Origin of the sequence: Pseudomonas sp. Wu6 (genome assembly GCF_019891515.1) — a bacterium.
GTDB lineage: Bacteria > Pseudomonadota > Gammaproteobacteria > Pseudomonadales > Pseudomonadaceae > Aquipseudomonas > Aquipseudomonas orientalis_A.
Window position 1 is genome coordinate 1 of sequence record NZ_JAFLXH010000117.1, and the last position, 241, is coordinate 241.

At 59.3% G+C, this 241-nt stretch carries 1 protein-coding gene; it reads left to right on the forward strand.

Features of this window, described 5'->3' with window-relative positions:
- Positions 1–241, forward strand: a 241-nt coding sequence (locus J1G34_RS27005) for an immunoglobulin-like domain-containing protein (protein WP_222994873.1), incomplete at both ends; no start/stop codon positions are given.

The following is a 241-nucleotide window of genomic DNA, read 5'->3' on the forward strand; positions in this document are numbered from 1 at the left end:
TACTGTGGTTGTCGATACCCCGGCCAATGACGTCTACGTTAACGGTTCGACCGTCAGCACCACTATTACCGGCGCAACCGGCGGCAACTTTGAAAACCTGGTGCCGAGCACGACGCCTGCGGTTACTACCATTACTGATGTGGTCGATACCACCACTGTCACCCTGACGGCCGGTTCGACCGTGACGGAAGGTGGCCAGATCACCTACACCGCGACCCTGACCAACCCGGCACAAACCCCG